The 18,794-nt window shown below is 69.8% G+C and carries 18 protein-coding genes; 3 read left to right on the top strand and 15 right to left on the bottom strand.

What is annotated here, in order from left to right; all coding sequences use genetic code 11:
* Nucleotides 1–179: 179 nt before the first annotated feature.
* On the top strand, nt 180–956 hold the full coding sequence (locus tag QMK34_RS12175; RefSeq protein ID WP_326413904.1) for an isocitrate lyase/PEP mutase family protein: 777 nt from the start codon (nt 180–182) through the stop codon (nt 954–956).
* Between the two features lie 9 nt (nt 957–965).
* Here the strand turns inward: QMK34_RS12175 and QMK34_RS12170 are convergent, their stop codons facing one another.
* The 3 genes from QMK34_RS12170 to QMK34_RS12160 all read right to left on the bottom strand — a co-directional run bounded on the left by QMK34_RS12170 (nt 966) and on the right by QMK34_RS12160 (nt 3,615).
* Nucleotides 966–1,463 (bottom strand): hypothetical protein, encoded by a 498-nt coding sequence (locus QMK34_RS12170; protein WP_326413902.1) that lies wholly within the window; start codon nt 1,461–1,463, stop codon nt 966–968.
* Nucleotides 1,460–2,863, bottom strand: a complete 1,404-nt coding sequence (locus QMK34_RS12165; protein ID WP_326413900.1) for a HAMP domain-containing sensor histidine kinase — start codon at nt 2,861–2,863, stop codon at nt 1,460–1,462. Before QMK34_RS12165 ends, QMK34_RS12170 begins: the two co-directional genes overlap by 4 nt.
* Before the next feature lie 74 nt (nt 2,864–2,937).
* The gene (locus tag QMK34_RS12160) at nt 2,938–3,615 is read right to left on the bottom strand and encodes a response regulator transcription factor (protein ID WP_326413898.1); all 678 of its coding nucleotides are present in this window, start codon (nt 3,613–3,615) and stop codon (nt 2,938–2,940) included.
* Nucleotides 3,616–3,715: 100 nt separating this feature from the next.
* On the opposite strand from QMK34_RS12160, the gene QMK34_RS12155 reads away from it, so the two are divergent.
* Nucleotides 3,716–4,579, top strand: coding sequence for a hypothetical protein (locus tag QMK34_RS12155; protein ID WP_326413896.1), 864 nt, complete (start codon nt 3,716–3,718; stop codon nt 4,577–4,579).
* Nucleotides 4,580–4,628: 49 nt separating this feature from the next.
* On the opposite strand, the gene groL is transcribed toward QMK34_RS12155, so the two are convergent.
* The 9 genes from groL to QMK34_RS12110 form a co-directional block, all read right to left on the bottom strand.
* On the bottom strand, nt 4,629–6,320 hold the full coding sequence (groL, locus tag QMK34_RS12150) for a chaperonin GroEL (RefSeq protein WP_326413894.1): 1,692 nt from the start codon (nt 6,318–6,320) through the stop codon (nt 4,629–4,631).
* 45 nt (nt 6,321–6,365) lie between these two features.
* Nucleotides 6,366–7,388, bottom strand: coding sequence for an NAD(P)-dependent alcohol dehydrogenase (locus tag QMK34_RS12145; RefSeq protein WP_326413892.1), 1,023 nt, complete (start codon nt 7,386–7,388; stop codon nt 6,366–6,368).
* The gene (locus QMK34_RS12140) at nt 7,388–8,101 is read right to left on the bottom strand and encodes an iron-sulfur cluster assembly protein (protein ID WP_326413889.1); all 714 of its coding nucleotides are present in this window, start codon (nt 8,099–8,101) and stop codon (nt 7,388–7,390) included. Before QMK34_RS12140 ends, QMK34_RS12145 begins: the two co-directional genes overlap by 1 nt.
* The gene (locus QMK34_RS12135; protein WP_326413887.1) at nt 8,101–9,147 is read right to left on the bottom strand and encodes an amidohydrolase family protein; all 1,047 of its coding nucleotides are present in this window, start codon (nt 9,145–9,147) and stop codon (nt 8,101–8,103) included. Before QMK34_RS12135 ends, QMK34_RS12140 begins: the two co-directional genes overlap by 1 nt.
* Nucleotides 9,148–9,151: 4 nt before the next feature.
* On the bottom strand, nt 9,152–9,520 hold the full coding sequence (gene mimD, locus QMK34_RS12130) for a propane 2-monooxygenase effector subunit MimD (protein WP_326413885.1): 369 nt from the start codon (nt 9,518–9,520) through the stop codon (nt 9,152–9,154).
* On the bottom strand, nt 9,517–10,686 hold the full coding sequence (locus tag QMK34_RS12125; protein ID WP_326413883.1) for a toluene hydroxylase: 1,170 nt from the start codon (nt 10,684–10,686) through the stop codon (nt 9,517–9,519). Before QMK34_RS12125 ends, mimD begins: the two co-directional genes overlap by 4 nt.
* Before the next feature lie 10 nt (nt 10,687–10,696).
* The gene (locus QMK34_RS12120) at nt 10,697–11,752 is read right to left on the bottom strand and encodes an NADH:ubiquinone reductase (Na(+)-transporting) subunit F (RefSeq protein ID WP_326413881.1); all 1,056 of its coding nucleotides are present in this window, start codon (nt 11,750–11,752) and stop codon (nt 10,697–10,699) included.
* A gap of 72 nt (nt 11,753–11,824) precedes the next feature.
* Nucleotides 11,825–13,474 (bottom strand): methane monooxygenase, encoded by a 1,650-nt coding sequence (locus tag QMK34_RS12115; protein WP_326413879.1) that lies wholly within the window; start codon nt 13,472–13,474, stop codon nt 11,825–11,827.
* Between the two features lie 180 nt (nt 13,475–13,654).
* The gene (locus QMK34_RS12110) at nt 13,655–13,903 is read right to left on the bottom strand and encodes a hypothetical protein (protein ID WP_326413877.1); all 249 of its coding nucleotides are present in this window, start codon (nt 13,901–13,903) and stop codon (nt 13,655–13,657) included.
* A gap of 172 nt (nt 13,904–14,075) precedes the next feature.
* On the opposite strand from QMK34_RS12110, the gene QMK34_RS12105 reads away from it, so the two are divergent.
* The gene (locus QMK34_RS12105; protein WP_326413875.1) at nt 14,076–15,890 is read left to right on the top strand and encodes a sigma-54-dependent Fis family transcriptional regulator; all 1,815 of its coding nucleotides are present in this window, start codon (nt 14,076–14,078) and stop codon (nt 15,888–15,890) included.
* Between the two features lie 16 nt (nt 15,891–15,906).
* Here QMK34_RS12105 and QMK34_RS12100 read toward each other — a convergent pair whose 3' ends face one another.
* The 3 genes from QMK34_RS12100 to QMK34_RS12090 all read right to left on the bottom strand — a co-directional run bounded on the left by QMK34_RS12100 (nt 15,907) and on the right by QMK34_RS12090 (nt 18,709).
* Nucleotides 15,907–16,104, bottom strand: a complete 198-nt coding sequence (locus QMK34_RS12100; RefSeq protein WP_326413873.1) for a hypothetical protein — start codon at nt 16,102–16,104, stop codon at nt 15,907–15,909.
* 108 nt (nt 16,105–16,212) lie between these two features.
* On the bottom strand, nt 16,213–18,081 hold the full coding sequence (locus tag QMK34_RS12095) for an APC family permease (RefSeq protein ID WP_326413871.1): 1,869 nt from the start codon (nt 18,079–18,081) through the stop codon (nt 16,213–16,215).
* Nucleotides 18,082–18,433: 352 nt separating this feature from the next.
* Complete coding sequence (locus QMK34_RS12090; RefSeq protein WP_326414046.1) at nt 18,434–18,709, bottom strand: HNH endonuclease signature motif containing protein; 276 nt, start codon at nt 18,707–18,709, stop codon at nt 18,434–18,436.
* Between the last annotated feature and the right edge of the window lie 85 nt (nt 18,710–18,794).

Genomic DNA, 18,794 nt, shown 5'->3' with positions numbered 1-18,794 from the left:
AAAAGCACGCGGTTTCCGCTCGTCACACCGGGGTTTTCGTGAGCCAGGTCGCACCGGTTCCCACCAGGGTGACCCGGCTCACCCGCCGATCCGGCCGACTTTACCCAGCCGCACCGGCGCCGCGCAGGCTTCGCGGCAACCGGCATGCGGATACCCGGGAAAGCCCTAGTCTGAACGCCATGAGCCCGACCGCCGTCAAGGCAACCACCCTGCGCAACCTGCACGCCGCTCCCGACCTGCTGAAGGTCGTCAACGTCTGGGACGTCATCAGCGCGAAGGTGGTGGCCGAGCTCGACGGCACCACCGCGCTGGCCACCGCCAGCCACTCGATCGCCGCGTCCTACGGCTATCCCGACGGCGAGAACATCCCTGTCGACCTGATGATCGAGGCCGTCGGCCGGATCGCCGCCGCGACCGACCTCCCGGTCAGCGCAGACCTCGAAGCGGGCTATGGCGACCCCGGCGAGACCGTGCGCAAGGCCATCGGCGCCGGGATCGCCGGGGCGAACCTGGAAGACCAGATGAAGCCGCTGGCCGAGGCGGTGGCCGCGGTCGAGGCCGTGGTCAGGGCGGGTGAGGCCGAGGGCGTGCCGTTCGTGCTCAACGCCCGGACCGACGCGTTCCTCAAGGCGGGCGACCGCGACCCGGCCGACGTGCTGGCCGACGCGATCGAGCGGGGCAGGGCCTTCCTCGACGCGGGCGCGCCCGTGGTGTTCGTGCCCGGCCGGTTCGACGAGCGGACCGTCACCGCGCTGGTCGAGGGCCTCGGCCCGCGCAAGCTCACGCTCATCGCCGTGCCGGGCAGCCTGCCGCTGGCCAAGCTGGAGGAGCTCGGCGTCGCCCGCGTGTCCTACGGCCCGTGGAGCCAGCGTGTCGCGCTGACCGCGCTGGCCGACTTCGCCACCGACGTCCTCGGCGGCGGTGCGCTGCCGGAGAACACCCGCCCGCTGAACTGAACCCGCTGGTCAGGACTTCATCAGCGAGCAGGCCACGTCTTCCGCGGCCAGGCCGTTCTTGCCGAAGACGGTGACCCGCAAGCCGGCACCCGCGCCCGCCATGACGCGCGCGGCGATGGCGGTGCAGGCGATCTGGTCGAGCGCCGGCCGGCTGAGGAACACCGTATTCAAGGGCACCCGGACGATCATCACGTCCGCGTCCGGCTGCTCGAGGACCGGGGTCACGGGCGGCAGGGCGGTGTTCAGCCCGCTGGCCAGTTCCTCCGGGTCCTGCCCGGCGAACAGCAGGGTCAGCGCGTCCGCCACGGTGCCGAGCCGCCCGGTGACGCGCGGGGCGGCGGTCGTGACGTTGCCTTCGCCGAGGAAGTACAGCATCGGCCCGGTGGCGACCCCCACCGGCGCCTCACCGGCTTGGACGACGCCGGTGGGGCGCACGCCGCACCCGGTCAGCACGGTGAGCAGGGTCAGCGCCGCGAGCAGCGCGCCCGCCCTGGTCACCGGATTCATGCGGTCGTCCCGTCGATCGGCAGGCGGAGGGTGAAACTCGCCCCGCCGCCGGGCTGGTTGGCGGCTTCGAGCGTACCGCCGTGCAGGGTCGCGTTCTCGGCCGCGATGGCGAGGCCGAGGCCGCTGCCTTCCGAGCGTGAGCGGGCCGTGTCGGCCTTGTAGAGGCGGTCGAACACGTGGGGCAGCACGTGCTCGGGCAGGCCGGGGCCCTGGTCGGTGACCGTCACCACCACCGACGTCCCGGCCGTGCCGACGGTGACCCGCACCGGCGGCTCGCCGTGCCGCAGGGCGTTGCCCACGAGGTTCGCCACGATCACGTCGAGGCGTCGCCGGTCGAGCAGTGCCACCTGGTCGCCCGGCAGGTCCGTCTCGACCGAGTCCGTCCAGCCGCGCGCCCGCAGCGTCTGGCCGATCAGCGCGCCGACGTCGACGAGCTGCCGGTCGAGCCGGGCGGTGCCGGAGTCGAACCGGGAGATCTCGATGAGGTCTTCCACCAGCCGGGTCAGGTTGCGGGTCTCCGAGCCGACCAGGCGCGCGGCCCGGCCGGTGTCCGAATCCAGGCCGGTCTCCTCCTCCAGGAGGTCGGTGACCGCGGTCATCGCGGCGAGCGGCGTCCGCAGCTCGTGCGAGACGTCGGCGACGAAGCGGTGCGCGTCGGCCTGCATCCGCCGCAGCTCGCCGACGGAGGTCTCCAGGCTCGAAGCGGTGTGGTTGAACGTCTTCGCCAGCTCGGTGAGCTCGTCGGCGCCCGGGGTGGCCAGGCGGGTGGAGAGCTCGCCGTCGGCCAGCCTGCGGGCCGCGTCCCGCAGCCGCCGCACCGGCCGCAGCACCGCTTCGGCGGCCAGCCACGCGATGAGGATCGCCAGCGGGACCGCGATCGTGCCGGTGGTCCAGCCGTTGTCGGAGAACTCCTCGATGCTCTGCACGGCCTCGCCGAGGTCGTGCTCGCCGTACACCTCGATCCCCGACCGCTCCTGCTTGCCGTCCGGAGTGGACCGCAGGATCGGCATCCCGATCCACAGGACCGGCCGGTCGTATCTGATGCCGCGCTGGAACTTGGTCCCCAGGCCGGTCGAGACGGCGGTGCGGAGTTCGGCGGGCACCACGGTGACGTCCAGGTGGTTCCCTTCGGCGGGCTGCTGGCCCTGGAAGGTCACGCCGGTGAAGCCCGGCAGCCGATCCGCCAGTTGCGCGAGGTCCTTCGAGGTCGGCGGCATGGTGAGTTGGGGCGCGAGCACGTCCACCGCGTTGCGCAGGCCGATGATCGTCTCGTTCTGTTCCGAGGTGAGGACCGTACGCCGCCCGGACACGTAGCTCGCGCCGGACGCGGCGATCGTTGCCAGCAGCGAGACGGCGGTGAAGGCGAGGATCAGGCGGGGCCGGATTCCCTTGGCCCACAAGGGGATACGTTCCTTCAGTGAGCCTTTCGCGCTGGCCTTCGCACGGGGTTTCACACCGGGTTTCACACCGGGTTTCACACTGGGCCGAACCGGTAGCCGAATCCGCGGACCGTGCGGATGTACACCGGGTCGGCTGGCACGTCCTCGATCTTCGCGCGCAGCCGCTGGACACAGGCGTCGACCAGCCGGGAGTCGCCGAGGAAGTCGTGCTCCCACACCAGCTCCAGCAGCTGCTGGCGGCTGAACACCCGGCCGGGCACCCGGGAGAGCTCGAGCAGCAGGCGCAGTTCGGTCGGCGTCAGCCCGACCGGAGTGTCCGCTTTGGACACCACCAGCGCCGAGCGGTCGACGAGCAGGTCGCCGTGGCGGACCTGGTCCTGCTCGCCGACGGCCTGGTGGCGCCGGAGCACCGCGCGGATCCGCGCGTCGAGCACGCGCGGCCGGACCGGTTTGACCACGTAGTCGTCCGCGCCCGCCTCCAGCCCGCCGACGACGTCGAAGTCGTCTCCGCGCGCGGTGAGCATGATGACCGGCACCGAGCCCGCCGCGCGGATGCGGCGGCAGACCTCGAACCCGTCGATCCCGGGCAGCATCAGGTCGAGCAGGACGAGGTCCGGGTTCAGCGACTCGAGCAGCGCCAGGCCCCGCTCGCCGTCCTCGGCGGGTTCGACCCGATGGCCGTGTCGGCTCAGGCCGAGACACAGGCCCTCTGAGACGGCGGGGTCGTCTTCGATCAGCAACACAGTGGGCACTGGCCGATTATCGGGCCACCGCGAACGCGGTGCGGCCGCTGTAGCGAAACCATGACATGACCAAGATCTAACCAGGACATGCCGGGACGACGATTCCGCCATGATCGACCAGACGACCCAGCCGATCGCGCGGCCTTCCGACGCTCCGCGCCCGCCCGCCCGCCGCCGGTTCGCCGGCCGCCGCCTGGCGGGCTGGACGATCGCGGCGACCGCCGTGATCATCACCGCGGTCGCGCTGAGCGCCGCTTCGTCGAAGGACCCCGCGACCGACGCCGCCGCGCGCGTCGCCGCGAACGGCCGGATCGCCACCGTGGTGGTGGACCGCCAGGACGACACCGAGCTGGTCAGCAAGGGCGGCGGCGAGCGGTTCCGGACGGCGTCGGTGGTGAAGCTGCTGATCGCGCTGGACGAGCTGGACGGGCCCGGCCGTCCGGACGCGCGGCTCGGCCGCATGCTCTCGAACAGCGACGACACCATCGCGAGCGCGCTGTGGTCGGCCAACGGCGGCCCGGCGATCGTCACCAGGACCGCGGCGGCGATCGGCCTGCGCGGCACCACCCCGCCGGAGACCGCCGGCCGCTGGGGCGACACGCTGACCACGGCCGACGACGTCGTGTCGATCTACCGCTACCTCCTCGCGCTGCCCGGCGCGAAGCGCGAGCCGCTGCTGCGTGCCCTGCGCGGCGCGCCCCGCTTGGCGGCCGACGGGTTCGACCAGTACTTCGGCATCCCCCGTGCGCTGGACGCGTGGCCGTGGGCGATCAAACAGGGCTGGGCGGCCGGGCGCAACGGGGTGGACGTGCACACCACGGGGCTCGTCGGCGAGCAGGACCGCTACATCGTCGTCGTGCTCACCAGCTACCCCGAGGGCTCTGACCTCGGCGCGGCGACGCGCGCGATCACCGCCGCGGCCGCCACGCTGGCGCCAAAGCTGGTGCCGCCAACGGTCGCCAAGCGCAAGTGAGCCGGAACTGGCCCGCCGCGAGTTCGACAGTCGGCTTGGCGGTGCGGGCTTAGCCGACGGAGGGGCCGAGGCCAAGGGACTGCGGGGTGCTGGAGTCGGGTGAGGGCTGGTGGAGGCCCTCGTCCAGCGGGCCGAACTCGGTCATCAGCGCGGCGCTGCCGCCCCATGGCGTCTGCTCCTCGGCGATGAGCGTGTTCGTGGTCAGCAGCATGCCCGCCACCGAAGCGCCGTTCTGCAGCGCCGAGCGCGCCACCCGCAGCGGGTCGACGATGCCCATCTCGATCATGTTGCCGTAGCGGCCTTCCAGCGCGTCGAACCCTTCGTCGACCCCGAGTTCCAGGCTCCTGGCGACGATCTCCTCGGCGGGATAGCCCGCGTTCGAGGCGATCAGGAACGCGGGCTGGTGCAGCGTCCGGCGGACGATGTCCACGCCGATCGCGTAGTCGTCCTTCACCTCCAGCTCGTCGAGGACGGCGCCGGCGTGCAGCAGCGCGGCGCCGCCGCCCGCGACGATGCCCTCGGCCATCGCGGCCCGCGTCGCGGACAGCGCGTCCTCGACCCGGTGCTGCAGTTCCTTGAGCTCGGCGTCGGTCGGCGCGCCGACACGGATCACCGCGACCTTGCCCGAGAGCGACCCGATCCGCTCGTTGAGCACGTCCTCGTCGATGCCGAACGTCGCCCGGTCGCGTTCGGCGCGCAGCTGGGTGATCCGGAACTCGACCTTGCCGGCGTCCGCGCCGCCGAGGATGGCCGTGCGGTCGGCGTTGGCCCGCACCTGCCCGGCGTGCCCGAGGTGCGCCAGGGTCATGTTCTCCATGCCGATGCCGGAGTGCTTGCTGAAGACCGTGCCGCCGGTGATCGCGGCGATGTCCTCCAGCTTGTGCAGCCGCCGGTCGCCGAACCCCGGCGCTTTCACCGCGATGCACTGGAACCGCCCGCCGACGTGGTTGTGCACCAGCATGCTCAGCGCGGTGCCCTCGAGGCTTTCGGCGATGATCACCAGCGGCCGCGGCGCCCGCATCACCTTGTCCAGCAACGGCATGATCTGCTGGACGTCCTTGATCTTCTCGCTGCACAGCAGGATGTACGGGTCGTCGACGACGGCTTCGAGGCTCGCCGCGTCGGTCACCATGTACGGCGAGAGGTAGCCGTTGTCGAACTCGAAGCCCTCGACGAAGCCGACGCTCATCCCGTAGGTCCCCGGCGACTCCTCGACGGTGACGATGCCGTGCTCGCCGACGGTGTGCAGCGCCTTGGCGATGACCGCCCCGACCACGTCGTCGTCGTTGGCCGAGATCGCCGCGACCCGCTTGAAGTCCTCTTCGCTGACCACCGGGTGCGCCACCGTGTGCAGGTACTCCACCAGCCGCCCGACCGCCAGGTCGATCCCGCGCTTGACCAGCACCGGGTTGCCGCCCGCGGTGATCGCGCGCATGCCCTCCCGCACGACGCCCTGCGCGATCACCGTGGCGGTGGTGGTCCCGTCACCCACGATGTCGTTGGTCTTGATGGCCGCTTCCTTCACCAGCTGCGCGCCCATGTTCTCGAACTGGTCCTTCAGATGGATCTCCCGCGCGATGGTCACCCCGTCGTTCGTGATCACCGGCGAGCCGGTGATCTTCTCCAGGATGACGTTGCGTCCCTTCGGACCGAGGGTCGATTTCACCGCTTCGGCGAGTTGGTCCACACCGGACAGCAACAAAGCGCGTGCCTCGGGACCGAAACGTAGTTCCTTCGACATCGGGTGCTCCTCCAGACGACGGTGACCGGACAGGGTCTGCGGTGTTCAGGGAACGAGGATGGCGCGGCCGCGGACCTTGCCCGCCGCCAGATCGGCGAGGGCGTCGTTCGCGGCTTCGAGCGGGTACGTCTTCGTGCGCAGGGTCACCCTGCCCGCGCGGCCGAGCTCCATCAGCTCGACCAGATCGGTGTGGCTGCCGACGATGTTGCCGACGATGTTCCGTTCGGTGGAGATGATGTCCAGGGTCGGGATGTGCACCGTGCCGCCGTAGCCGATGACGAAGTACGAGCCCGCCCGCGCGGTCATCGCGAACCCGTCGGCCTCCGCGCCCTCCTCCGCGACGAAGTCGAGCACCACCTCGGCGCCGCCGCCGGTCAGTTCGAGCACCTTGTCGATCTGGCCGCCGTCGGCCACCACCGTGTCGTGCGCGCCGAGGTCCTTGGCCAGCGCGAGCGCCGCGGGGTTGCGGTCGACCACGATGATCCGGGTGGCGGTCAGCGTCGCGAGGCACTGGATGCCGATGTGCCCGAGCCCGCCCGCGCCGATCACCACGGCGGTGCTGCCGGGGTAGAGCAGCGGGATCGCCTTGCGCACCGCGTGATAGGCGGTGATCCCGGCGTCGGCGAGCGCGGCGACGTCCTCGGGCCGGGTCTCCGGCGAGAGCTTCACGCACGCGCGCGCGGACGTGAGCAGGTACTCGGCCATCCCGCCGTCGCTGTCGAGGCCGGGGAACGAGCTGTCCGTGCAGTGCATCTCGTGCCCGGCCCGGCACGAGCGGCAGAGCCCGCAGGTCGGCGTCGGGTGCAGGATGACCATGTCGCCGACCGCCACGTTTCCCACCGCGGAGCCGATCTCGTGCACCCAGCCCGCGTTCTCATGGCCGAGCGTGTAGGGCAGGCCGACGCCCATCGCGGCGGCCCACTGGCCCTCGATGATGTGCAGATCGGTGCGGCACACGCCGGCGCCGCCGATTTTCACCACGACGTCGAGTGGGCCCTTGACCACGGGCTCGTCGACCTCCTCGACCACCGGCTGCTGGTGATACCCGTGTAGCCGCACCGCTTTCATCAGTTGGTGTCCTCTCCCTGTCCGGTTCCCGAATAGCGGTGTCGCAGCATGCCCCGGCAGATCCCGGTGTTGGCCTCGATGCCGACCCTGGTGAGCCGCGCCTTGCGCAGGTGCAGCGGCAGGCCGTCCGCGCCGACGGCCTGCCCGGTCACCGGGTCGAGCACCAGCGCCGCGTCCGGGCTCGCGGGCAGCCCGAGATCGGCCCGGCGCGCCCGCAGCCGGTCGAGCTCGACCGAGGGCGGGACCTCGCCGAGCGTCAGCGCCGTGAGCCCGGCCGGGGTGGTGCCGGCCGCGAGCAGCGGCCGGCACACCTGGTCCGTCCCGGCGAGCACGGCCTTGCGCAGGAAGTCTGCCCGCAGCCGGTCGAGCTCGCCGTCCGCCTCACCTTCGAACGACCGGGCGAACCCGGCCCGCGCGGCGACGCCCGAGTTGATCGCCTCCGACGCGAAATGGTCGTCCAGCGCCACGTCCACCGCGCCCACGCCCTCGATGGCCGCCACCGCGTCATAGGCGTCGGCGACCATCAGGAACGCGAAGTTGGGCGCGCAGAAGTACGTCGGCAGCCGCAGCCGGACCACGGCGTCGCCGCCGGGGGAGACGGTGCACGACGACACGAAGCCGAGCGTGGTAATGGGCTCGTCCAGCTCCGGGTCGCGCACCGCCGCCAGCGCGGTGAGCACCCGCGCCCGGTCCAGCTCCGCCGTGGCCGTCATCAGTGCGTCACCAGCTGCGCGTCGTCCTCCGCGGCGGGCGTGCCCTCACCGGCGTCGAGCCGGTACTCGGCGGGCACTTCGATGTCGTAGAGCTTCGCCGCGTTGAGCCCGAGGATCTTCTTCTTCGTGGCCGTGGTGACCGCCGGGTAGTCCGAGTACTCCTCGCCAGGGTAGTTCCAGTCCACGAAGCCCTCGATCTGCCACTTCGGTTCCCAGATGCCGTAGTCGCTGCCGAAGGTCATCTTGTCCTCGCCGACCCAGAACAGCAGCTCGCCCATGACCTTCGCGAAGAACCGCGGCCGGGCGTGCATCAGGCCGCCGATGACCACCGAGAGCCCGGCGTACACGTTGGGCTCCTGCGTGGCCATGAAGCAGAAGTCCTCGATGCGCGGCAGCCCGACGTGCTCGACGATGAAGTTGAGCTCGGGGAAGTCCGTCGCGGCGTGGTCCACATCGGACACGTCGAAGGCGTCCTTGTCCAGCGGCCAGATCGTCGGTCCTTTGTGGACGTGGATGTTCTTGATCCCGAGTTCCTGGCTGGCTTCCAGGAACCGGTAGGCCTCCGGGTCCTTGAGCGTCCAGCCGCGCGACCCTTCGCGCCACTCGGCGGTGTAGAGCTTGACGCCCTTCGCGCCGTACCGCTCGACGTTCTCCTTCAACGCCTTGATGCCCGCGTCGCCTTCACGCGGGTCCCAGCGGGTGTTGGCGATGAACTTGCCGGGGTGCTTGTCGCCCAGCGCGGCGTTGCGCTCGGTGGTGTTGAAGCCCTCGGTGTACCACTCCTTGAGGTAGGTCGGCTGGAACACCGCGACGTCGACGTGCCCGTCCTCGAAGACGTCCTTCATCAGGTCGTCCTCGGTGTAGGACTGGAACTTCTCGATCGGCCAGTGCGTGGCGGGCGGGCCGAGCGACTGGTAGGCGTGGAAGCACTCGATCCAGCCCTTCGCGTACTGTTCGGCGCCCTTCACCCAATTGGCCGGGCTCGCGTCCCAGTAGTGCATGTGGCTGTCGACCACGAAGTACTTTTCGCCGTCCTTCTCGTACACGCTCTCACCTCGCCGTAAGGTCGAAATCGATGAACTCCGCCGCGTCCTCGGGATTGGCGAACATGATCGTCCGGTCGTCCTCGTGGATCATCCGCCCGTAGTGGGTGGACATGTTCTCCTCGAACTCGGCGGCGTCGAAGTAGCCCTCTTCTTCGCCCAGCGCCTCGGAAATCTCGTTGTAGTCGAAGTCCATCCGGTTCTTCGCGTCCACGCGGATCATCGAGGGCAGTTCGGTGACGGTGACGTTCTCCTTGCCCTTCATCACCTGGGCGACCACGGCGCCGACCTGGTTGTTCATCAGGGTGACGCCACACATGTTGGACGCGGTGCTGTCCGATTTGAACGGGCTTTCGGACGCTTGGAAGGTGGTCACTGAGCCAGCTCCTTCGGGGTCGGCAGGCCGAGGCCCGCGAGGATGCCGCCGAAACGGCTCTTCGAACGGTCGAGGGCGTCCTCGAACCGCGGCGGTTTGGCGTCGGGCTGGGACCACAGCGGCTGCATCGTCCTGGCGGCCGCGATGCAGCGGGGGACCCAGGTCTCCAGCCACCCGTTGATGATCAGCTTGTTGTGCTCGGAGAACTCCTTGTCGTTGACGAGCAGGTCGAACATCGCCTTCGTGTAGCGCAGGTCGCGCTCGGCGTAGTCGTACTCCTCCGCGCCCATCACGGTCGGGGTGATGAAGTCGCCGTTGCCCGGAGCCGCCTGCTGGACCAGGTTGCTGCGGAACAGTTCCCCGACGAGCGGCTCGAAGATGACGTTGGCGGCGAAGATCGCCTCGCACCAGTCGTCGATCCCGGTGAGCTGCTCGGCCACCGTGCGCGTGCCCTGCCAGACCGGGTCGGAGTTCCAGGTCTCGACGTGGGCCGACCCGTCGAACCCCTCGATCTCCTCGCTGAGCGTGAGGTTGTAGAGCGCGAGGTCCTGTGCCGAGCGGATCCGGTGCATGCTGTTCACCGCGATCGCGTTGTTGTGCATGTTCGTCGGCGCCCGGCGGTTGGCGTTGGCGAACAAGTACAGACCGAGCCCGTGGTCCACGTGCATCCAGGCGCCCACGTGCTGGGCGACGAACTGGATCCAGTTGCGGTTCCACTGCTCGAAGGCCTTGGACTGCTTCGCCGCGTCGATGTTCTGGTTGACCTGCCGCACAACGTTGGAGTTGTAGCGGTACATCGTGAGTTCCCACTCCTCGTTGGGATCACGGAACTCGTGCCAGCCGTGCGCCGGCCATTCGTAGCCCGCGCCGCCGGAGCCGGCGAAGCGTTCGGGCACGGGCCGGTCCGAACCCCACGCCTTCAGTGCCGTCCACTCGAGCGGGTAGCCGCCCGTGCCGTCGGCGAACCCGTAGAGCCAGCCCTGGGACAGGTAGTGCCGCGGGTCCGGCTGGACCTCGACCGTCACGTCCTCGTAGTGGGTCTGCTTGCGCTTCTGCGGGGTGTAGTAGTTGTAGCGTCGCGAAAGCGAGTCCGGAAACACCTTGTGTCCGGCCTCGGCGTCGGTGAAGACGGGTTGCGGCACGCTGCGTTCTGGCGCGGTGGTCATCTGATCTCCCTCACCTTTCGGTTTGGTCCTCGTCCCCGGTGGTGGTGAACTTGTCGTAGAAGACGCGCTTGTCCGGCACGCCCAGTGCGGGCAGCAGTTCGAGAGCCGCTTCGACCATCGGCGGCGGCCCGCACACGTAGGCGTCGGCTTTGCCGGCGTCCGTTTCCAGTCTGCGGACGACGTCGGTGATCAAGCCGACCTCGCCGTCCCACGCGTCGTCCTCGGCCGGCTCGGACAGGGCAGGCACATAGCGGAAGCCGGGCAGTCTCTGCTCCAGCTCCCGCAACTCGTCCTCGAAGCAGAGGTCCTTCCTGCTCCGCGCGCCGTAGTAGTAGGTCGCCTTACGCTCGATACCGCGCTCGGCCATGGACCGCAGCAGGCTCAGTATCGGCGCCATGCCGGCGCCGCCACCGAGGAAGACCAGGTCCGAGGTCGGTGCGTCCCGGAGGGTGAACACACCGAACGGCCCGGTCAGCTCCAGCCGGTCGCCGACCGCCAGCCGCCCGGCCAGGAACTCGGAGAAGACCCCGCCGGGGTAGACCTTGATGACGAACTCGAGCTGCCCGCTCTCCCGGCTGGAGGTGTTCGCCATGGAGAACGACCGGGTGTGCCCGGTGCCCGGCACCTTGATGTCGACGTACTGCCCGGGGAAGAAGTTGATCTCCGTCGGCTCGATCAGCTTGAGGACCAGGTGCCGCAGGTCGTGGGTGACCGCGTCGTTCGCGACCACCTCGGCCGCCGCCTCCACGATCGGCAGGCCCGAGCGGATCATCTCCTCGTCGTAGTTGAGCAGCTCGATGGTGAGGTCCTCATAGGCGTGCGCCCGGCACAGGAGCGTGTAGCCCTCCTCCTTCTCGTAGTCGGGCAGGGCGAACGTCGAGTACCGATCGTGTTCGATGTCCTCACCGTCGAGGACGAACGACTTGCACGCCGCGCACTGGCCCTCCTTGCAGCCGTGCATGAGCATGACGCCCTGTTCGGCCGCGGCCCGCAGGATCGTCTTGTCCTCGTCGACCTCGATCTCGATGCCGACCGGTTCGAACCGCACGACGTGCTTGTCTGCCATGACTCCCTCGCGCTGCCCGGTGGGAGAGCGGGGCCCGCTGCCGGGCCCCGCTCCTGGTCCTTACCCCGACGATCAGGCGTCGACCGGCGCCCGGCCGCCGGGGCCACCGCGCACGTAGCGGGCGGCGAAGGCGGTGCGTTCCGCGTCGGTCATCTCGTTGAGCAGCACGTTCGGGCTCTGCAGCGGCGGGCACCGGCGCAGGTGGTCGAGCGTCCACATCTTCTTGGGGTCGAGGTTCAGGTGCGGCTGGGCGACCATGGTGTGGCCGTCGTCCCGCACGAAGCCCATGTCCTTGACGACATCGGCCCAATTCCAGCCGTGGTAAAGGGTTTCCCATTCACGGGCACCGGTCAGCTTGCCCATGTTCGGGGTCTCGCGGCCCAGGTAGGTGGGCCGGAAGGCGTTCTCGTCGGTCCAGCGGCACATCTCGTGGCAGTACGTCCGCCACTGGCCGTCGACCTCCGCCATCACCATGTCCTCGCGGACCAGGCACGGGACCATGCAGGTCCAGCAGCGGTGCGGGTACTCGTAGTCGACGTCCTCGAACACGATCGGGTTGTGCCCGTTCGGCGTCGCGAGGCGGTTGTAGTTCTCCCACCACTTGCCGTACCGGTCGTACCAGCCCGGGTACTTGAACTCGAACCACTCGAAGTCGGTGTCCGTCATCGTGTCGATGCGCCAGTAGTTGGCGAGCCAGCCGGTGGCGAAGAACTGGGCGACCTCGTGGACGTAGCCCTTGTTCCAGATCTGGTTCCAGGACTCCTCGATGAGGTCGTGCGGGATGACCAACCCGTACTTCTCCAACGGGACCAGGTAGCTGCGGTAGTAGTCGTCGTAGATCCAGCGGCGCCACATTTCGGCGTAGCTGTCGCGCTCCTTGCGGCGGTCCTTCGTGCCGTACTCGATGAAGGTGCCGATCGCGGCGTCGACCACCCGGTGGTTGTTCCACCAGGCGTAGCGGAGGTCGCGTTCGAGCAGCTGGTGGTTGCCCTCGTCGGACAACGCCATCAGCAGTGTGGCGTAGCCGTTGCTGATGTGGCGCGATTCGTCGGACTGCACCGAGTGGAACACCGTCGGCAGCAGGTAGTCGCCGTTCGCGGCGGCCTCGGCGGGCATGGCGACGAACAGCGTGTTGGTGAACGCCGTCTCGGCGACGATCGTGAGGTAGATGCTGGCGGCGGTGATCGCGTCACCGGTGATGAACCCCTCGGCGAACTGGCGGCCGATGGTGCCGCAGTAGTCGCTCTGGAAGTTGCGCAGGCTCGAGTTGAACCCGGCCGGGTCGATGTAGTTGTTCATGTACAGGCGCTTGAGGTTCTGCTGGATCGTCGAGTGGCGGACCTCGTCGATCATCTGGATCGCCTGGCCGTTGTGCAGTTCCGGGTTGGGCACCGTGCGGAACAGCAGCGGCATCGCGCGGGCCGCGGAGATCTCCGGCAGCGGGATGATCGAGAGGAACAGCTTCTGCCATTCCAGCCAGCGCTCCTGGACCTGGCGGAACATGTTCCCGCGGATGGCGCCGTCGGAGGCGCCGTACACGCGGTGGTCCTTTTCTTCCTGCATCGGGAAGTAGGAGCGCAGGACCTGCTTGAGCGGGTCCTTCTTCTTGGCCTTCTTGAAGGTGTAGTCGGTGCCGTACTGGGACACCGGCTCGTGATAGGCGGGTTCCCAGGACAGCTCCTGGATCTTCTGATGAGCTTTTGCCACACTCTGGCGACTCATTCGCACTCCTTACCAGTCGCTTCGGGCCGCTCGCGCTCGATCTGCACCCGGCTGCGGCCAGCCGGCGATGGCGCGATGTCCGAGGAACAGACCTCGTGGCGCAAGGTCATACAACCTGGGTTTCTCCCCGGCCCGGGTCTCAACATGAGACGGCGGTCACACGGATGGCGGTGCGGCGGCTCAGCGCTCCCCGAAGACCGTGGACCGCAGGTCGGCCAGTTGTTCCCGCACGTCCTGGACGATCTGCTGGTTGCCTTCGACCGCCGGTTCGATGCCCAGCGCGCGCAGCAGGGCGGCCGCGGGCTCGCCGGGGTTGCCCGCGTCGCCGAGCACCGGATGCAGTCCTTCCTCCGCCAGCCGGTCGAACACCAGGTTGACGATGGTCCAGGGGTTGTAGGTCTCGCGGTGCTGGCCGTCTGGCGTGCTCACAAGAACCTCCTCGCGCGGGTACTGGCGATGACACGGCTGTTACGGACGGGTGGCGGTCTCAATTTGAGACGCGGCGAACCGGTCAACGGGGCTTAGGCTGGATAGCCGGTGCAGGTTCGCCAGTAGGCCTGCGCCTCGCCGTGTTGCCTGCCGGAGCTGTCAGGAGGAAGCGGTGCACGACTCTCGTCTCGTCGCGCCCGAAGACCAAGGACGACTGGCCGACGCCCGGATCCGGTTCCTGACCTCGGAACCGTTCGACCGGCATGATGTCAGGGACACCATCCTCGCGTCGTGGTGGCGCTCGCACCGCTGGAAGGTCGCCGCCGACCACATCGCCCTGCCCTACGTCCGCAACCCCAACCTCGACCTCCCGCTGATCCGCAGCGCCAACCCGATCCTGCGGCGGCTGAGCGAGCAGCTCGACGGCCAGTCGATCAGCCTGATCCTGACCGACCAGTCGGGCGTGGTGCTCCAGCGGCTCACCGGTGACGGCGAGCTCGACCGGCACCTCGACAGCATCCAGCTCGCCCCCGGGTTCAGCTACGCCGAGGAGTTCGTCGGCACCAACGGGATCGGCACCGCCCTGGAGGGCGGCCGCGCCGCGCACGTGTTCGGCCACGAGCACTACGCCGAATACCTCGACAACCTGGCCTGCGCCGGGGTGCCGATCCACCACCCGATCACCGGCAAGACGGTCGGCGCCGTCGACCTGACCTGCTGGCGCAAGGACGCCAGCCCCCTGCTCGTCGCGCTGGCCAAGACCACGGCCGACCAGATCCGCCAAGCGCTGCTCGTCGACAGCGGGGTCCGTGAACTGGAACTGTTCCAGGCCTACCTGCAGGCCTGCCGCCGCACCACGGGCATGGTCCTCGCGCTCAACAACGACCTGGTCATCATGAACGACCTCGCCCGCCAGCTGCTGGACCCGGCCGATCAGCCGGTGATCCTCGGCTTCGCCGCCGAGGCGCTCGCCAGCGGCCGCGCGGTGCCGATGATGCTCGACCTGCCGACCGGCGGCACCGCGCGCGTCTCGTGCCGTCCGGTGCAGAGCAACGACCACATCAGCGGCGGCATCGTGCACATCACGCTGATCGAGCAGGACGAGGAGGAGGTCGCCGCCTCCTGGCCGGTGCTGCGGATGTTCCTGCCGGGGCTGGTCGGGTCCGGGCCGCTGTGGCTGCGCTGCTGTCACGACGTCGACCGGGCGTACCTGGCGGGGGAGTGGCTGCTGCTCGGCGGCGAGCCCGGGGTCGGCAAACTCGCCCTGGCGCGGGCGATCCACCAGCGGCGCAACGCCGCGGGCGGGTTCCACGTCCTCGACGCCGCCGACGCGGCCGGATCCGCCGAGGCGGACTGGATGACCGCGCTGCGCGCGGAGCTGGACGAGTCGCGCGAGCACGCGGTGGTGATCCGGCACATCGACCGGCTCGAGGCCGGTGCCCTGCGGCTGCTGGCCGGGGCGCTGACCGAGGCGTCCGCGCGCCCCGGCGGTCACCCGTGGGTGGCCGTGACGCAGGGGCAGGCCGACTTCGTCAGCACCGAGCTCGCCGCGGTGCGGGAGCTGTTCCCGACCACGGTCGAGATCCCGCCGCTGCGGCACCACATCGAAGACCTGCGCGAGCTGGTCCCGCTGTTCCTGGCCAGGCTCAGCCACAGCGGTGAACTGATGTGCTCGCACGAGGCGCTGCAGCTGCTCACCAGGTCGAACTGGCCGGGCAACGCCGAACAGCTGCACCAGGTGCTCCGCCACGTCGTGCGGCACCGGCGCCGGACCGGGGCGATCCAGCCCGGCGACCTGCCGCCGGAGTACCACGCGGTGAACCGGCGGCAGCTGAGCCAGCTGGAGTCGCTGGAGCGCGACGCCATCGTGCAGAGCCTGCTCGGCAGCCGGGGCAACCGCGTGCGCGCCGCGGAGTCGCTCGGGATGTCGCGGGCGACCATCTACCGCAAGATCCGCGAGTACGGGATCGTGTCACCCCGGGCCTGAGGAGCCGCGGTGCCGCTCAGCCGACGAGCGTCCGGTGTGCCGACGGCCGGGCGCTCCCGGCGACGAGGTCGCCGAGGCTCAGCGTCAGCCCGACGGTGAGTTCGGCCGCCCACACCACGGTGAGGGTGGTGACCATGGCGAGGCTCATGCCGAGGCTGGTCGTCGGTTCTTCGGGGCTGAAGTCGTTACCGGGCAACGTGTTTCGAGAGTCCATCAGTGGTGGTCCAACCCGTGTCGGTGATGCTGTGGGGAGTGCGGGGTGGCGTGGCGCGGCGGGGGAGTTCGTCCAAGGTAACCCCGCGCGCGGTGCGCGCCGGGAACCTCACCCGGACGTAGTAGCCGTCCCGGTGCGGCCCGCTGGTCCATCCGGCGGGATGCCGGTCCGGCGTTCGCTGTCTCCGCGTTGCCCGACGCGGAAGCGCAGGCGGCAGACCACGGCGTTCGTCCGTCGGCGCAGCGCGTGTGCCAGCACCGCGCCGCGCTGGTTCTGCAGCAGCCGCTGCCACAGGTGCTCCGGTTCGACCTCGGCGATCAGCACGAACACGTGCGGTTCGGGCAGGCCGCACAGGTAGTCGGCCAGTGGCGCGCCCAGCCTGCGTTTCCCGTCGTGCAGCCGGACCAGCGGAACGCCGGGATCCCACGCCTCCCACTCGGCGACGAAGGTGTCGTCCGCGCCGGACGGGGTGATGTGCACGGCCCGCACGCGATCGCCCAGTGAGAGCGCCGCGGCGAGCGCCTCCCCGGTGAGCCGGGACACGGTGCCCACCGGGACGATCACCAGGCTCCGGTGCGGCCGTGGTGGCGCCGGGATCCGCCCGAGTCCGAGCCGGGTGCCGATGTCGCGGTAGGCCAGGTGCACCCGTTCCATCCCGAGCACCAGCAGCGGCAGGGAGACGACGACGAGCCAGCCGCCCTCGCCGAACTTGGTGGCCGTCACGACCACCGCCGCGATCGCGGTGAGGACGGCGCCGGTCCCGTTCAGCACCGCGCGGCCTCGCCAGCCCGGCGGCCGCAGCGCCCGCCAGTGCCGGACCATCCCGGCCTGCGAGAGCGTGAACCCGACGAAGACGCCGATCGCGAACAGCGGCACCAGCAGGTTCACCCGGCCGTCGGCGATCACCAGCAGGATCGCCGAGGCGGCGGCGAGGAACCCGATCCCGTAGGTGTGCACCTGGCGTTCGTCCCTCAGCGCGAACAGGTGCGGGAGGTTGTTGTCCCCGGCCAGCAGCTGTGCCAGCACGGGCAGCCCGCCGAACGAGGTGTTGGCGGCGAGCGCGAGCAAGACCACGGTCGAGAACTGGACCAGGTAGTAGCCGAAGCCTTCCCCGAGCGAAGCTGCGGTGACCTGCGAGAGCACGGTGATCCCGTCGGCCGGGTGCACGGCGAACTTCTCGATCAGCACGGCGATGCCCAGCAGCATCACAGCGAGCAGCACCCCGAGGGTGACCTCGGCGCGCTGAGCGCGTTTGACCCGGGGAACCCGGAACGAGGGCACCGCGTTCGCGATCGCCTCGACCCCGGTCAGCGCGGCACAGCCGTTGGCGAAAGCCTTGAGCAGCAACAGAATCCGGACGGTCTGCAGACTGCCGCCCGGCGCGGCGGCGGGCAGCGCGACCGCCGGGCCCGACCGGACCAGCCCGGCGACGATCACCACCAGGATCGCGCCGACGTAGACCACGGTCGGCGCGATGAAGGCCCGCGCACTGTGCGCGATCCCGCGCAGGTTCACCGCGGTCACCAGCGCGAGCACCCCGAGGCAGAGCCACACCGTGTACGGCAGCAGCCCGGGAAAGGCCGACGTCAGCGCGGCGACCCCGGCCGCGACGGAAACGGTGACATTGAGGACGTAGTCGACGATCAGCGAGGCGGCCGCGACCAGCGACGCCCGCCGCCCGAGATACCGGCGGCAGACCCCGTACGCCCCGCCGCCCTCGGGAAACGCGGCGACGACCTGGCGATAGGACAGCGTCAGCACCCCGAGCAGCACGGCGATGGCGACGGTGACCGGAAGGGTGAACCCGAGCCCCGCGCCGCCGGCGACCGCGAGGACCAGGACGATAGCCTCCGGGCCGTACGCCACGGAGGCCATCGCGTCCAGCGACAGTGCGGCGAGCCCGCCGGTGACGGTCAGCCGATGTCGTTCGCCGTCGGCGTTCACGGCGGTTTTCGGGGGCGCGAAGGTCAGGGACACAACTGCCGAGCATCCCCGCGATGGGCTCTGATTCCGGTGTCCCCTATGCGTTCTTGACGCCGCCGGGCCGAACCTTCACGCCGCCACCACCCGGAGCGATCCGGTGGTCGGCGAGCGGATCGCGGTTGTAGGTGATCGTCGCGCCGTCGGGGCAGAAGATCTCTTGTCGTTGGCGTACTTGACGATCACGTCGATCAGGTCGTACTCGTGCCGTCGACTCTGACGCGGAGGTGTCTGACGACCCGGTCCAGCGGGACAGCTTGATCCGCTGATTGTTGACTGGGCGTGGTTTGTTGCCGGACGACGAGTGTCGGCGTCCGGCTGGTAGGGCGGTTTCGTCGCCGAGGCGCCCTTACCGGGGTGGGTCGTGTGCGGTGTTGCGGATGGGTCTTCGTTCCGGGTCCAGCCATTCGGGGGGTAGCCATTCGATGGTTCCGTGGCGTAGTCGGATGTCCCAGCCGCCGTGGTGGATCAGGCGGTGGCACTTTTCGCAGACGAGGCTGAGATTTATGATGTCGGTCGGGCCTCCGGCGCCACCGGGGTTGCTCCAGTGGGTGAGGTGGTGAGCGACGCACCACTTGGGGCCTCGTGAACAGCCTGGCCCTGTACAGCCCCTGTCCCGCAACACTAACGCTCGTCGTTGTGCCGGGCTCGCGGTGCGGACTGTGCGGCCGAGGTCGAGAACCTCGCCGACACCGTTGAGCACGGCGGGT

The sequence above is a fragment of the Amycolatopsis sp. H20-H5 genome, from assembly GCF_035828755.1.
Lineage (GTDB): Bacteria > Actinomycetota > Actinomycetes > Mycobacteriales > Pseudonocardiaceae > Amycolatopsis.
Note: the sequence above shows the minus strand (reverse complement) of the source record. Positions and strands in the feature narration are given on the sequence as shown.